Source organism: Vibrio sp. 1288 (genome assembly GCF_033344475.1).
This window is the reverse complement of the sequence record NZ_JAWPOX010000350.1, coordinates 1-801: the sequence shown is the minus strand read 5'-3', so window position 1 is coordinate 801 and position 801 is coordinate 1. Positions and strand designations below refer to the sequence as shown.

General features: G+C 44.4%; 1 protein-coding gene. It reads left to right on the top strand.

Annotation, left to right across the window (positions count from 1 at the left end):
* The coding region (locus tag R8O11_RS26695; protein WP_318194807.1) for a GGDEF domain-containing protein at positions 1-571 on the top strand (571 nt) is incomplete at its 5' end.
* Positions 572-801: the final 230 nt, after the last annotated feature.

Here is an 801-nt window from a genome sequence, read left to right as displayed (position 1 = left end):
AGCGTTGAACATTGCACTGCATATTCAGATCATGAAAATGGAGCACCTCGCCACCACAGACGATCTTACTGGCATTCCAAACCGCAGAGAATTCATGCGTCAAATTGAGCATCGTCTTTCTGAATTTCGCACGCAAGGGATCAAATTCCACGTCGCGATTTTGGATTTAGATAACTTTAAAAAACTGAATGACAAGTTCGGGCACGACGCTGGCGACAAATCTCTCATCCATGCTGCCAATACCATTAAAGGGCATTTACGAGAATGCGACCTGCTTGCTCGTGTCGGTGGTGAAGAGTTTGCTATCGTCCTGAGAAGCCGCTCTTCTCAAGAAGCAATGGATACGTTAGAAACCATCCGAAATGCCTTAGAAACCACGACGATTCGATATTCAGGGCGTGATATGACATTCACCGCCAGTATTGGGGTAACTCAAGTGTGTGGCTTGGATGATTCTTTTGAGCCGTTAGTGAAACGTGCTGATTTAGCGTTATACAAAGCGAAAGAAACCGGGAGAAATCGCGTAGAAATCAACCACAGCAAGCATCAAGGCGTATCGAATGAGCAATGAGTGAGATGATGAATCAACAATAAAAAAGGTAGCGACTGATGCGCTACCTTTGCGATTCCCAAGTAAATTCAAGATGAGGAGTGAATCACCTTGCGCTGACTTGGGATTAAGAAGTCAGCAAATTGAATTATGCTTTCTTAAGATCTTTAGCAGGGTAAGTTAGCGTCTTTTCGCCAGCTTTAACGTGAGCGTAAAAACCGCCGCTGCTTAAACCTGTAACAACCATTTCG